This is a genomic window from Pseudomonas sp. SL4(2022) (genome assembly GCF_026625725.1).
Classification (GTDB): Bacteria; Pseudomonadota; Gammaproteobacteria; order Pseudomonadales; family Pseudomonadaceae; genus Aquipseudomonas.
Genome location: NZ_CP113060.1, coordinates 3,279,868 through 3,293,552, shown reverse-complemented (window position 1 = coordinate 3,293,552; position 13,685 = coordinate 3,279,868). Strand labels below are relative to the sequence as shown.

The 13,685-nt window shown below is 60.6% G+C and carries 11 protein-coding genes; 2 read left to right on the top strand and 9 right to left on the bottom strand.

What is annotated here, in order from left to right:
* Window positions 1–70: 70 nt before the first annotated feature.
* Genes asd through leuC form a run of 4 tightly spaced genes read right to left on the bottom strand, consistent with a single transcriptional unit; the run spans window position 71 to window position 4,458 of the window.
* Window positions 71–1,183, bottom strand: coding sequence for an aspartate-semialdehyde dehydrogenase (gene asd / locus OU997_RS15580; protein WP_069521323.1), 1,113 nt, complete (start codon window positions 1,181–1,183; stop codon window positions 71–73).
* Between the two features lie 54 nt (window positions 1,184–1,237).
* Complete coding sequence (leuB, locus tag OU997_RS15575; RefSeq protein ID WP_267807397.1) at window positions 1,238–2,320, bottom strand: 3-isopropylmalate dehydrogenase; 1,083 nt, start codon at window positions 2,318–2,320, stop codon at window positions 1,238–1,240.
* A gap of 51 nt (window positions 2,321–2,371) precedes the next feature.
* Window positions 2,372–3,019, bottom strand: a complete 648-nt coding sequence (leuD, locus tag OU997_RS15570; RefSeq protein WP_108489080.1) for a 3-isopropylmalate dehydratase small subunit — start codon at window positions 3,017–3,019, stop codon at window positions 2,372–2,374.
* An 11-nt stretch (window positions 3,020–3,030) separates the two neighbouring features.
* Window positions 3,031–4,458 carry a 3-isopropylmalate dehydratase large subunit gene (gene leuC, locus OU997_RS15565; RefSeq protein ID WP_267807396.1) on the bottom strand — a complete coding sequence of 476 codons (1,428 nt, stop codon included), beginning with the start codon at window positions 4,456–4,458 and terminating at the stop codon, window positions 3,031–3,033.
* Window positions 4,459–4,639: 181 nt separating this feature from the next.
* Here leuC and OU997_RS15560 point away from each other — a divergent pair, with 181 nt between their 5' ends.
* A complete protein-coding gene (locus OU997_RS15560) occupies window positions 4,640–5,533 on the top strand; it encodes a LysR family transcriptional regulator (RefSeq protein WP_267807395.1) in 894 nt (297 codons plus the stop codon).
* 103 nt (window positions 5,534–5,636) lie between these two features.
* Window positions 5,637–8,936 carry an EAL and GGDEF domain-containing protein gene (locus tag OU997_RS15555; protein WP_267807394.1) on the top strand — a complete coding sequence of 1,100 codons (3,300 nt, stop codon included), beginning with the start codon at window positions 5,637–5,639 and terminating at the stop codon, window positions 8,934–8,936.
* Window positions 8,937–8,983: 47 nt separating this feature from the next.
* Here the strand turns inward: OU997_RS15555 and OU997_RS15550 are convergent, their stop codons facing one another.
* The 5 genes from OU997_RS15550 to edd all read right to left on the bottom strand — a co-directional run bounded on the left by OU997_RS15550 (window position 8,984) and on the right by edd (window position 13,616).
* Entirely contained in the window at window positions 8,984–9,427 is a 444-nt protein-coding gene (locus OU997_RS15550; protein ID WP_108489076.1) for an Hsp20 family protein, read from the bottom strand.
* A gap of 151 nt (window positions 9,428–9,578) precedes the next feature.
* On the bottom strand, window positions 9,579–10,559 hold the full coding sequence (locus tag OU997_RS15545) for a tRNA dihydrouridine synthase (protein WP_108489075.1): 981 nt from the start codon (window positions 10,557–10,559) through the stop codon (window positions 9,579–9,581).
* Between the two features lie 116 nt (window positions 10,560–10,675).
* A complete protein-coding gene (locus tag OU997_RS15540) occupies window positions 10,676–11,125 on the bottom strand; it encodes an acyl-CoA thioesterase (RefSeq protein WP_108489074.1) in 450 nt (149 codons plus the stop codon).
* A complete protein-coding gene (locus OU997_RS15535; protein WP_108489073.1) occupies window positions 11,122–11,772 on the bottom strand; it encodes a bifunctional 4-hydroxy-2-oxoglutarate aldolase/2-dehydro-3-deoxy-phosphogluconate aldolase in 651 nt (216 codons plus the stop codon). Before OU997_RS15535 ends, OU997_RS15540 begins: the two co-directional genes overlap by 4 nt.
* Window positions 11,773–11,807: 35 nt before the next feature.
* Complete coding sequence (gene edd, locus OU997_RS15530; protein ID WP_267809922.1) at window positions 11,808–13,616, bottom strand: phosphogluconate dehydratase; 1,809 nt, start codon at window positions 13,614–13,616, stop codon at window positions 11,808–11,810.
* Window positions 13,617–13,685: the final 69 nt, after the last annotated feature.

The window sequence follows — 13,685 nt, the reverse complement described above, 5'->3', positions numbered from 1 at the left end:
CTCGATTTGACTCGAACACCCAACAGCCCGCCCCTTTCAGGCAGCCCGTTTATGTATCAGCGCCGCGCGATCAACGCTCCAGCAGGATACGCAGCATACGCCGCAGCGGCTCCGCCGCGCCCCACAGCAGTTGGTCGCCGACGGTGAACGCGCCAAGGTACTGCGAGCCCATGTTGAGTTTGCGCAGACGACCAACCGGTACACTCAGGGTGCCCGTCACGGCAGTAGGGCCCAACTCGCGGATGCTTGCTTCACGCTGGTTAGGCACCAGTTTGACCCAAGGGTTGTGCTGACTGATCAGGCCTTCGATGTCCGACAGCGGCACATCCTTGTTCAGCTTGATGGTCAGCGCCTGGCTGTGGCAACGCATGGCACCGATGCGCACGCACAGGCCATCGACCGGGATCGGGTTCTTGAAGCGACCAAGGATCTTGTTGGTTTCCGCCTGCCCTTTCCACTCTTCACGGCTCTGGCCGTTCGGCAGCTCCTTGTCGATGTAGGGAATCAGGCTACCCGCCAGCGGCACACCAAAGTTATCCACCGGGAAGGACTCGCCGCGCATGGCTTCGGCCACTTTGCGGTCAATATCCAGAATGGCGCTGGCTGGGTCGGCCAGCTCATCGGCTACCGAGGCGTTGATAGCGCCCATTTGCTTGATCAGCTCACGCATATTCTGCGCGCCGGCGCCGGAGGCGGCCTGATAGGTCATGGCGCTCATCCACTCGACCAGGCCAGCCTCGTAAAGACCACCCAGCGCCATCAGCATCAGGCTGACAGTGCAGTTGCCACCGATATAGTTCTTGGTGCCGGCATCCAGTTGTTGGTCGATGACTTTGCGGTTGACCGGGTCCAGCACGATAACCGAGCTGTCGTCCATGCGCAGCGACGAGGCGGCATCGATCCAGTAGCCCTGCCAGCCGGCTTCGCGCAGCTTGGGGAACACTTCGCTGGTGTAGTCGCCACCTTGGCAGGTGAGAATCACGTCCAGGCTTTTCAGCTCATCGATGCTGTAGGCGTCCTTCAAAGGCGCCGTTTCCTTGCCAATCGCCGGACCTTGGCCGCCGACATTGGAGGTGGTGAAGAACACTGGCTCGATCAAGTCGAAATCCTGTTCTTCCAGCATGCGTTGCATCAGCACGGAACCGACCATGCCGCGCCAACCGATCAGACCTACACGTTTCATAACCACTACACCTATATAAGCTGACCACCGGAGACCTCCGGCGGGCCAGGAAGATTACAGACTGCGCAGCGCTTCGACTACCGCATCACCCATTGCCGCCGTGCCGACCTTGGTCGTACCCGCGCTGTAGATGTCACCAGTACGCAAGCCTTGATCGAGCACCTTGCTGACGGCTAACTCGATGGCATCTGCGGCGGCCACTTGACCAAAGCTGTAACGCAGCATCATGGACACGGACAGGATGGTCGCCAACGGGTTAGCAATGCCTTGGCCCGCGATATCTGGCGCGCTGCCATGGCACGGTTCGTACATGCCCTTGTTGTTGGCGTCCAGAGACGCCGACGGCAGCATGCCGATGGAGCCAGTGAGCATGGAGGCTTCATCGGAAAGAATGTCGCCAAACATGTTGTCGGTGACCATCACGTCGAACTGCTTCGGCGCACGCACCAGCTGCATCGCCGCGTTGTCGACGTACATATGACTGAGCTCGACGTCGGGATAATCCTTGGCCACTTCAATAACCACGGCGCGCCAGAGTTGGCTGGAGGCCAGCACGTTGGCCTTGTCCACCGAGCAGAGCTTCTTGCCTCGTACACGGGCCATGTCGAAACCGACGCGGGCGATACGGCGGATTTCGCTTTCGCTGTACGGCAGGGTGTCGTAGGCCATGCGCTCGCCGTTTTCCAGCACCTTGCTCTCGCGCGGCTGGCCGAAGTAGATACCGCCGGTCAACTCACGGACGATGAGGATATCCAGACCGGCAACGATTTCGCGCTTGAGGCTGGAAGCATCGGCCAGCTGTGGGTAGAGAATCGCCGGACGCAGATTGCCGAACAGCCCCAGCTGCGAGCGAATTTTCAGCAGGCCACGCTCTGGGCGAATCGCCGGGTCGATGGTGTCCCATTTCGGGCCGCCCACCGCGCCGAGCAAAATGGCATCCGCAGCTTTAGCGCGCTCCAGGGTTTCGTCAGCCAGCGGCACGCCGTAACGGTCGATAGCCGCGCCACCGAGATCATCGAAACTCAGCTCGAAACCCAGGTTGTACTTGTCGTTGGCCAGGTTCAGCACCTTGACCGCTTCGGCCATGATTTCCGGGCCGATACCGTCACCGGGGAGAATCAGAATCTGCTTGGACATGCTTTTTCTCAACTCATTAATCGGCGAGTGACGAATGCACTCGCCCGCTGATTACTTGATTGCACCGAACAGCCAGGGGCTGCGCTGCTGATAGGTGGTTTCAAAGGTCTTGATCGCGTCACTGTCCTGCAGGGTCAGGCCGATATCGTCCAGACCATTGAGCAGGCAGTGTTTGCGGAAGGCATCGACCTCAAAGTTGTACTGCACGCCATCCGGACGGGTCACGGTTTGCGCGGCCAGGTCGACGGTCAGTTGATAGCCGACGGTGGCTTCGGCCTGCTGAAACAGCGCATCGACCTCGTCTTCCGTGAGGATGATCGGCAGCAAGCCGTTCTTGAAGCTGTTGTTGAAGAAGATATCGGCAAAGCTTGGCGCGATGATGGTGCGGAAACCGTACTCTTCCAATGCCCAAGGCGCATGCTCGCGGCTCGACCCGCAACCGAAATTCTCCCGCGCCAACAGCACGCTGGCACCTTGATAACGCGCGAAGTTCAGCACGAACTCCTCATTCACCGGGCGCTTGGAGTTGTCCTGATTGGGCTGACCAACATCGTGGTAGCGCCACTCATCGAACAGGTTCGGGCCGAAGCCAGTGCGCTTGATCGACTTCAAGAACTGCTTGGGGATGATCTGGTCAGTATCGACGTTGGCGCGATCGAGCGGTGCAACCAGGCCGGTGTGTTGGGTAAAGGCTTTCATCTGTGTAGTCCTCAGGCCTGGATCAATTCGCGCACATCGATAAAGCGGCCGGTCACCGCCGCCGCCGCCGCCATAGCCGGGCTGACCAGGTGCGTACGCCCACCCGCGCCCTGACGGCCCTCGAAGTTGCGGTTGGAGGTGGAGGCGCAATGCTCGCCACTGCCGAGCTTGTCCGGATTCATCGCCAGGCACATGGAGCAGCCCGGCTCACGCCATTCAAAACCGGCCTCGATAAAGATTTTGTCCAGTCCTTCTTGCTCCGCCTGCGCCTTGACCAGACCGGAGCCAGGCACCACCAGCGCTTGCTTGATGCTGCTGGCAACCTTACGGCCCTTGGCCACTTCAGCGGCAGCGCGCAGGTCTTCAATACGCGAGTTGGTGCAGGAACCGATAAATACGCGATCCAGCTGGATATCAGTGATCGCCTGATTGGCTTGCAAGCCCATGTATTTCAGCGCGCGGATGATCGAGTCCTTCTTCACCGGGTCGCTTTCTGCCGCTGGGTCCGGCACGTTCTGGTCGACGGCCAGGACCATTTCCGGCGAAGTGCCCCAGCTGACCTGTGGCCTGATGTCTTCAGCGCGCAGCTCAACCACGGTGTCGAAATGCGCATCGGCGTCGGACACCAAGTCCTGCCACTGCGCCACGGCGGCGGCCCAATCGGCGCCTTTCGGGGCAAACGGGCGGCCTTCGACGTAGGCGATGGTCTTCTCATCCACTGCCACCAGGCCGACACGGGCACCGGCTTCGATGGACATGTTGCAGATGGTCATGCGCCCTTCCAGCGACAGATCGCGGATTGCGCTGCCAGCGAACTCCAACGCATGGCCGTTACCGCCGGCGGTACCGATCTTGCCGATTACGGCGAGCACGATGTCCTTGGCAGTGACACCAAACGGCAGCTTGCCTTCGACGCGCACCTGCATGTTCTTCATTTTCTTGGCCACCAGGCATTGGGTGGCGAGCACGTGCTCGACCTCGGAGGTGCCGATGCCGTGGGCCAGCGCACCGAAGGCGCCATGGGTGGAGGTGTGCGAGTCACCGCAAACCACGGTCATACCCGGCAGGGTGGCGCCCTGCTCCGGGCCGACCACGTGGACAATGCCCTGACGCACGTCGTTCATCTTGAATTCGAGAATGCCGAAGTCATCGCAGTTCTCGTCCAAGGTCTGTACCTGGATACGCGACACTTCATCGGCAATGGCCTCCAAACCGCCTTGGCGCTCAGCCTTGGTGGTGGGCACGTTGTGATCCGGGGTGGCAATGTTGGCGTCGATGCGCCACGGCTTGCGCCCCGCCAGGCGCAGCCCTTCAAAGGCCTGCGGCGAGGTCACTTCATGGAGGATATGCCGGTCGATGTAGATCAGCGAGGAGCCATCGTCGCGACGCTTCACTTCGTGCATCTCCCAGAGCTTGTCGTACAGCGTTTTGCCGGCCATCAGCTTTCCCTCATCAGCGTCTTTCTATGCATGGGCGAATAGCCCTTTGGCTTATGCGGCAATCCTATGAGCTTGAGTGAAATTACTCAAATTCATATTTTTTATTCAAAGGATTCCAAATCGGAATGCGACTGCGGCATGCTGACGCCAATCCACATACTCGCCCGCCAGGACTTGCCACATGGATCTCGCCACACTCAATGCCTTTATCGCCATTGCCGAACTCGGTAGCTTCTCGGAAGCGGCAGAGCGTCTATTTTTGACCCAGCCGGCCGTGAGCAAACGCATCGCCAGTCTGGAGCAGCAGTTGGGTGTGCGCCTGTTCGATCGCCTGGGCCGCGAGGTCAGCCTGACTGAAGCCGGTCGCGCGCTACTGCCGCGGGCCTACCAAATACTCAACGTACTCGATGATACGCGCCGCGCGCTGACCAACCTGAATGGCGAGATCAGCGGTCGCCTGACCCTGGCCACCAGCCACCACATTGGCCTACACCGCCTGCCACCGCTGCTGCGCGCCTTTACCCGCGCGCATCCGCAGGTGGCCCTGGATATCCAGTTTCTCGACTCCGAGGTGGCCTATGAGGAAGTGCTGCATGGCCGCGCTGAACTGGCGGTGATCACCCTCGCCCCGGAAACCCGCGAACCGGTGCATGCCGTGGCGGTGTGGGACGATCCACTGGATTTCGTCGCCGCCCCCGAGCATCCGCTGGCACGCAGCCAGGCGATCAGCCTGGCCGATGTGGCGCATCACCCGGCGGTATTTCCCGGCGGCAACACCTTTACCCACCACATTGTGCGGCGTCTGTTCGAAGCCCAGGGGCTGACGCCGAATATCGCCATGAGCACCAACTACCTGGAAACCATCAAGATGATGGTGTCCATCGGACTGGCCTGGAGTGTATTGCCACGTACCATGCTCGATGACCAAGTCGCGCGCCTGCCATTACCGGGCATCCAGCTGACCCGTCAGTTGGGCTATATCAGCCATACCGAGCGTACCCTTTCCAACGCTGCACGAGCCTTTATGAACCTGCTGGATGCTCACCGTGATGGCCTTGCAATGGCCAGCGACTAAGGGCTAACGTGGGCTTATAACGATAAGAAAGGTTTCTGCATGACTCTGCCCCGTTGCTCAGCCAGCGACCAGGAAACCCACGCATGCAAAGGAAGCGTTTGTCGTGGCTAAATCCAGTGATCGCCGTCCGCCACTGCCGTTTATCCCGGCACTGGATCCTGCCGAATTCGAAAGCACCTGGAACGATGCGCCACATCTATTGCGAGCGCTCAATGACGCCAAACTGGGTGCTTGGCTCTGGGACATCGAAAGCGGCCGAGTCAGTTGGTCACGGGGAGCCCAGGCCCTGTTCGGCCTCGACCCCAAACAGCCACTGCAAAAACAGATCGACTACATCGAACTGATCCCTGAAGAAGACCGCCCGGCAACTCTCCAACGCTTCGAGCAACTGTTCACCGGCGCCCCCAGCACACGTGCCTTTCGCCATCGTATTCGCTGGCCTGATGGCAGCCTGCATTGGCTGGAGATCAGCGGCAGCCTGCAGCAGGGTGCCGATGGCAAACAGCGGATCATCGGCGTGATCCGTGATATCACCCAACAACAAGCCAGCGAGCAAGCCTTGCGTAGCAGCGAGGAGAAATTCACCCAGGCCTTCAACTATAGCCCTGACGCAGTTGTCATCACCGAAAAGTCCAGCGGACGCTTTATCGAAATCAATGCCGGCTTCGAGCATCAATTCGGCTGGACCAGCGCCCAGACCTTGGGCCGAACCTCTCTGGAGATGGGGATTTGGGCCTGCCTCAAGGACCGTCAACGGATGATGAGTGCCGTGCACAACAACACGCTGAATGGCTTGGAAGTCCCGCTTTATCATCGTGACGGCAGTATTCGCAGAAACCTGTTATTTGGCGGTGAAATCAACCTGGCCGGGGTGCCATGCCTGGTGCTCTCACTGCGTGATATCACTCTGCAACGTCAGCAGGAACAGGCTCTGAAGGACAGCCAGGAACGTCTTGACCTGGCGCTGGACTCGGCTGCATTGGGCACCTGGGACTGGCACATCCCCAGCAACATGCTGTTTGGCTCGGCCCGTGCTTCCAAACTACACGGTCTGAAAGAAGAGCCGTTTCACGACGACTTCCGCAAGTTCTTCAGTTGCATTCCCCTGGCGGATCGCCATGCCATGCGCAAGCACTACCAGGCACTGGCTGAAGGTAGCAGTGAGGCTTATCAGGTCACCTACCGGGCGATCTATGCCAACCAGGAAGTGCACTACCTGGAAAGCACCGCCAAGCTTTACCGTGACGCTCAAGGTCAGCCTGAGCGCATGGCTGGAATCCTTATCGATATCAGTGAGCGGGTGCGCCGCGAACAAAGCCTCGCGGCCTCAGAAACCAAGTTTGCCAGCCTGTTTCAGGCCAGCCCTGATCCTGTCGCACTCACAACGCTGCCGGATGGCTTTGCCATGGAGATCAACTCCAGCTTCAGTCAGACCTTCGGCTGGCAACCTGACGAAGTGGTCGGGCGCAAGATGACCGAGCTCAATCTATGGGCTGACCTGAGCCAGCGCACCCACCTTTATAACAAGTTGCAGCGCGACCAAAGCCTGGACAATGAGGTGGCGGATTTCCTCGACAAACACGGCCAGCTGATTACCTGCGTGGTGTCCTCACGGCCGATCATGCTTAATGAGCAAAGCTGTATCCTCACTACCTTTCGCGACATCAGCGAACGCCAGAAAGCCCAGGCGCAACTGCAAGCCAGCCAGGAAAAGTTCGCCCTGGCATTTCACTCAAGCCCGGACGCCATCACGATTTCCGAGCGCGACAGTGGACGTTACATAGAGGTCAACGAAGGCTTCACCCGCCTGACAGGCTATAAACCCGAAGAAGTGATCGGTCAAAGCGCCATCAACCTCCAGGTATGGGCCGATCTGGCCGAACGCGATCGGATGGTGGACCGACTCAAGCACGATGGTCACGTCTACCACATGGAGATGCGCGGTCGTCATCGGGACGGACGAACCAAGCTGGTTGAAGTATCAGTCGAACCCATCGAACTCAACAACACACCCTGCCTGCTGCTGACTGCACGCGACATCAGCGAGCTGAAGGATGCCCAGGCCCAGGTACAGCACCTGGCTTACCATGACTCGCTGACCAATCTACCCAACCGCGCCCTGCTGATGGATCGACTGACCCAGCAGATCGCCCTGCTCAAACGCCATCAACTGCGCGGCGCCTTGCTGTTTCTCGATCTGGATCACTTCAAACACATCAATGACTCGCTCGGTCATCCCGTGGGCGATGCCGTACTCAAACTGGTCACTACACGCCTGCAGTCCAGCGTGCGCCAGGAAGATACGGTGGCCCGCTTAGGGGGCGATGAGTTTGTTGTGCTGATTTCCGGCCTGGAGGGAAATCGCTCAGCGGTGGTCGCCCAAGTACGGAGCATGGCGGAAAAACTACGTCGCTTACTGGCCGAACCCATGCTGCTCGATGGCCATCAGCTGCAGGTCACCCCGAGCATCGGTATCGCGCTGATCCCCGACCATGGCGAAACCCCATCAGACCTGCTCAAGCGCGCCGACATAGCCCTATACCGGGCTAAAGACTCTGGACGCAACTGCATTCAGCTGTTTCGCAACACCATGCAGAAGGCCGCCAGTGAACGCTTGCGCCTGGAGAACGACCTGCGCCTGGCCCAGGCCCGAGGCGAATTCGAACTGTACTTCCAGCCCCAGGTAGACGCACGCAACAACCAGATCATTGGCGCTGAAGCCCTGTTGCGCTGGATTCACCCGACGCTGGGGGCGCAATCACCCGCGATGTTCATCCACATCCTTGAAGAAAGCGGGATGATCCTTGAAGTCGGCGGCTGGGTACTCGCCGAAGCCTGCCACGCCTGCGCCCAGCTGTTGGCGCAGAACAAGCTCAATACTCGACAATTCAGCCTGTGCGTGAACATCAGCCCACGCCAATTCCGCCAACACAATTTTGTTGAGCTGGTAGAAAGCAGCCTGACCAGCAGCCAGCTGCCGCCCAATATGCTCAAACTGGAGATCACCGAAGGTATCGTGATCCAGAACATCGACGACACCATCGCCAAAATGAACCGTCTCAAGCGCCTGGGCGTAACCTTCGCCATGGACGATTTCGGTACAGGCTACAGCTCACTGACCTACCTCAAGCGCTTGCCGGTGGATGTCCTGAAAATTGACCAATCCTTTGTCCGTGACGCCACCCTGGACGCCAACGACGCAGAAATCATCCGCGCCATTGTCGCCATGGCCCGCAGCCTGAAACTGGACATGATTGCCGAGGGGGTCGAACAGATCGAGCAACTGGACTTTCTCCAGCAGCAGGGGTGCCACCACTACCAGGGCTACCTGTTCAGTAAACCGGTACCGCTTGAGCAGTTCCATCAACTGCTGCACGACAACCGCCTGCCCGTGCCCCTGTAAACAACAAGGGCACCTCAGCGGTGCCCTTGCTTACGATCGCGAACCGATTAACGCTGCAGTACAGCACCGTTACCAATCGGAATCCGCTTGGCCTTGGCCTCTTCAGGCACGATGCGCACCAGGTCGATATTCAGTAAACCATTCACCAGGCTGGCGGCCTTAACTTCGATATGATCGGCCAGGCGGAACGACAACTTGAAGGCGCGCTGGGCGATGCCCTGGTACAGATAGGTGACATTTTCAGCACTGGCGTCGCGCTTGCCACCGCTGACGGTTAACACACCGCGCTCGACCTGCAGCTCAAGGTCAGCCTCCTGAAAACCCGCAGCCGCAACCACGATGCGGTACTGGTCGTCGGCATATTTCTCGACGTTGTAGGGTGGATAGCTGCTACCCGCGTCGTTGCGCATGGCCGACTCGAACAGATCATTAAACCGGTCGAAGCCAACGGACTGACGGAACAGCGGAGTCATGGAAAATGCAGTGCTCATAAAAAATCTCCTGAGATTCAGCGAGTGAGTAAGCGCAGGACCCGACTTCGGCATCCCACATCACTGAACATGTGGTGACTCAGAAAAATTTCAAGTGCTGCATGTTTTGCACAGCGCCAGAGCGGCAGTACGGACACGGGCTGGCAGATCGTCAAGCACTGGCCTGCTCGACAGGCTCTACCTCGGCACACGGGATACCGAACACGCCATCAATACGCAGGCAATCGTTTTCGCGGCGCAGCAGATTGAACAGCGCGGTGGCTTCGGGGTAGCTACGGGTCAGCATGGCCAACCACTGTTTGAGCCGACCCGGTGCGTAGCGTGGTGACATTTTGCGCCGCGCCTGCAGCCAGAAATCCGCCAGCAGCGGCTGCAGCTCCGCCCAACTCATGGCAACCACGTCCTGCCCGGCCCTGGCAGCGGCAATCTGCCGGGCCAGATCCGGACGCGCCACCAGGCCACGGCCAAGCATGATGTCCTCCACCCCACTGACCTCACGGCAACGCCGCCAGTCATCCAGGGTCCAGATCTCGCCATTGGCAAATACCGGTACTTTCACCGCGTCCTGCACCCGCGCCACCCACTCCCAATGTGCCGGCGGCTTGTAGCCTTCAACCTTGGTCCGCGCGTGCACCACGATCTGCGCCGCGCCGCCCTCGGCCAATGCCTCGGCGCACTCAAGGGCATAGTCCTTGTGATCGAAACCCAGGCGCATTTTCGCCGTGACCGGAATCGCGGCCGGTACCGCGCGACGCACTTCGCGGACGATGGCGTGGAGCAGCTCGGGTTCCTTGAGCAATACCGCACCACCACGGGACTTGTTCACCGTCTTGGCCGGGCAGCCGAAGTTGAGGTCGATCACCGGCGCGCCAAGGGTGCAGGCAAACGCCGCGTTATCTGCCAGGCAGGCTGGATCGGAGCCGAGGAACTGCACGCGCAGCGGCGTGCCGGCGGCCGTTTGCGCGCCGCTGAACAATTCAGGCGCGAGCTTCTCATAGGTGCTGACGGGCAAGACCCGCTCGGTCACCCGGATAAATTCCGTCACGCACCAATCGATGCCACCCACCTGAGTGAGCACATCGCGAAGGATTTCGTCGACCAACCCTTCCATCGGGGCCAGGGCGATTTGCATAGGCAGTCTCTTGAAGATGCTGTGCCGCGCGTAAGCTAAAGGCCGCAGGAAGAAAAAACGCCGCGTAGTGTACGCGGCGGGGTGGTGAAACGCTCAGGCATTAGCCCAACGGTGCGTCACAGCTCCATGGGAAAAGGTGGCTGCAAGGCCGCGCCATAACCCTCAACAAACTCTGGCGGCATGCGCTTGGGCTTACCGCTGGACAGTTCGATGCAGACAAAAGTGGTTTTCGCCCGCAACAGGGTCACGCCGTCTTCCGGACGAATCAACTGGAAGCGCCGGTCCATCTTCAAGCGCTGGTCGGACTCGACAATCCAGGTGGCCATCTGCAGCTGCTGGTCTTCGTAGGCGCTGGCCAGGTAGTCGATCTCATGGCGCAGCACCGCCATGGCGCGGTCGAGGCGGCGATACTCAGCCAGGTCCAGCCCCAGAAACTGCGAATGGCGCCAGGCACAGCGCTCCAACCAGCTGACATAGACCGCATTATTGGCATGGCCAAGGCCGTCGATGTCCTCGGCCGTCACCTGAATATCAATGACAAAGGGATTGCTCAGTTCCCAACTCATGTCGACTGCTCCAGGCTACCAGCCAGGGCGCGCGCCTCGGCGGCCAACTGGGTGATCTGATCCCAGGCACGTGCGCGTACCAGGTTACTTGGCGCGATCCAGGTGCCGCCGACACAGGCCACGTTGGGCAAGCGCAGGAAGCCCAACAGGTTATCCGGAGTTACCCCGCCGGTTGGGCAGAAGCGAATACCGGTAAACGGGCCTTTGAAGCTCTTGAGCATCTTGATGCTGGTGGCGCCATCGGCCGGAAACAGCTTGAGCGAGCGGTAGCCGTATTCCAGTGCCAGCAGCACCTCGGACGGCGTCATCACCCCCGGCAAATAAGGTAGGCCGGAGTCTTCCGCCGCAGCGGCCAGGCGCTCGGTGCAACCCGGGCTGACGGCGAATTGCGCGCCGGCGTCGCGGGCCTCGCTAAACTGTTCGGCATGAATCAGGGTACCGGCGCCCACCAGCAGATCCGGCAACTCCTTGCGCATCGCCGCCAGCGCATCCAGCGCGCCGGGGGTGCGCAGGGTCACTTCCAGCACACGAATGCCGCCGGTGTGCAGCGCGCGGGCCAGGTCCAGCGCCAGGCTGATATCGTCGATCACCAACACCGGCAATACCGGGCGGGCCTGTTGCAGCACCACATCCATCGTCAGGCTCATGCCTTGCTCCCCGTTCTCAAATTCAATCGTCGCGTTCAGTCTTCAAACAGGCTGCTGGCGCCCTGCTCAGCCGAGCCGACCAGGCGGCGCTGCGCGGCGAACATTTCCAGACCATACCCCAGTTCAAGCTCGGCACTGGCAGACGCCAATGGCCGTGCGGCCAGTTGTTGCTCGCTCAGTTCGACCTGTAGCAATCCGTTTTGCGCATCCAGCACCAGCCAGTCACCGTCCTGCAACCGCGCCAAGGGGCCGCCGGCAGCGGCTTCCGGGGTTACATGCAAGGCGGTGGAAACCTGCCCCGAAGCCCCGGACATCCGCCCATCGGTAATCAGCGCGACGCGCTGGCCGGCTTGCTGCAGATTGGCCAGCAGCGGCATCAACTTGTGCAGTTCGGGCATACCATTGGCTTGTGGGCCTTGGAAGCGCACCACCAGCACCAGGTCACCTTGCAGCTCGCCGGCACTGTAGGCCGCCTGCACAGCCGCTTCCGAATCGAAGATGCGCGCCTGGGCGCGAATGTGCCAGAACGTCGGATTCACCGCCGAGGTTTTTAGAATGGCGCGTCCCAGGTTACCCGCCAGCAATACCAGCCCGCCCTCCTCGGCAAACGGCTCGGCCACGTGCCGGACAATATCCGGAGCCGGGCTTTGCGCCGGCAGCTCGCGCCAGACCAGACGATCACCCTCCAGCCAGGGCTCGCGGGTATAGGAACGCAAGCCATGCCCGGCAGCGGTGGCAACATCGTCATGCAACAAGCCAGCACCGAGGAGCTCACGCAGCAACCAGGCCGGCCCACCGGCGGCCTGAAACTGATTCACGTCCGCCGCGCCATTCGGATACACCCGCGCCAACAGCGGCACCACCTTGGACAACGCGGCGAAATCATCCCAGCTCAGTTCAAAACCCGCCGCTCGGGCAATGGCCGGCAGGTGCAGGGTATGGTTGGTCGAGCCGCCGCTGGCGAGCAAGGCCACTACCGCGTTGATCAGCACCCGCGCATCAATCTGCTGGCCGACCGGCAGATAGCGCTCGCCCTGGCGGCTGTTGTGTGCGACAAGACGCGCAGCCTCATCAGTCATGGCATCGCGCAGCGGCGTGTAGGGATGGACAAAGGCGCTGCCCGGCACGTGCAGGCCCATGGCTTCCATCAGCAGTTGATTGGTATTGGCCGTGCCGTAGAAGGTGCAAGTGCCCGCCTGGTGGTAGGCAGCCAGCTCGGCGGCTAGCAGCTCATCACGACTGGCCTCGCCACGGGCGTAGCGCTGGCGGACGGCGGCTTTTTCCTTGTTCGGCAGCCCCGACTGCATGGGCCCGGCCGGCACGAATACGGCCGGCAGATGACCGAAATGCAGCGCGCCGATCAGCAGGCCGGGGACGATCTTGTCGCACACCCCCAAATACAGCGCGCCATCGAAAATACCGTGGGTCAAGCCGATGGCAGCAGCCTGAGCAATCAGGTCGCGGGAGAACAGTGACAGCTGCATGCCGCCTTCGCCCTGGGTAATGCCATCGCACATGGCCGGCACCCCAGCCGCGAACTGCGAGGTTGCACCGGCCTTGGCCAGCGCCACTTTCAGACGTTCGGGATAGTCCCTGAGCGGCGCATGGGCCGAGAGCAGGTCGTTGTAGCTGGAAATGATCGCCACATGCGGTGAACCACCCTGCTTCATGATCAGGCGCACGTCATCAGGCTGGGCAGCCAGGGCATGGGCCAGGTTAGAGCAACCCAGGGCCTGATGTGCAGCGCGCGCGGCCGCCTGGGTCAAGCGCTGTAAATAGCGCTCCCGGCGTTTGGCAGAACGCTTTTCCAGTGCTGCGGTCACCTGCTCAACAACCGGATGCAACATGGCTACTCCCTTTCTCGGCGAGGTACAGGCCTGCAGTGTAACGGCTTAGCGCCTGTTTTAACGCAG

Bases quoted from the DNA above. Each gene is read 5' to 3' on its own strand.
- asd (WP_069521323.1), bottom strand. From the start codon at position 1,183: ATGAAACGTGTAGGTCTGATCGGTTGGCGCGGCATGGTCGGTTCCGTG.
- leuB (WP_267807397.1), bottom strand. From the start codon at position 2,320: ATGTCCAAGCAGATTCTGATTCTCCCCGGTGACGGTATCGGCCCGGAA.
- leuD (WP_108489080.1), bottom strand. From the start codon at position 3,019: ATGAAAGCCTTTACCCAACACACCGGCCTGGTTGCACCGCTCGATCGC.
- leuC (WP_267807396.1), bottom strand. From the start codon at position 4,458: ATGGCCGGCAAAACGCTGTACGACAAGCTCTGGGAGATGCACGAAGTG.
- OU997_RS15560 (WP_267807395.1), top strand. From the start codon at position 4,640: ATGGATCTCGCCACACTCAATGCCTTTATCGCCATTGCCGAACTCGGT.
- OU997_RS15550 (WP_108489076.1), bottom strand. From the start codon at position 9,427: ATGAGCACTGCATTTTCCATGACTCCGCTGTTCCGTCAGTCCGTTGGC.
- OU997_RS15545 (WP_108489075.1), bottom strand. From the start codon at position 10,559: ATGCAAATCGCCCTGGCCCCGATGGAAGGGTTGGTCGACGAAATCCTT.
- OU997_RS15540 (WP_108489074.1), bottom strand. From the start codon at position 11,125: ATGAGTTGGGAACTGAGCAATCCCTTTGTCATTGATATTCAGGTGACG.
- OU997_RS15535 (WP_108489073.1), bottom strand. From the start codon at position 11,772: ATGAGCCTGACGATGGATGTGGTGCTGCAACAGGCCCGCCCGGTATTG.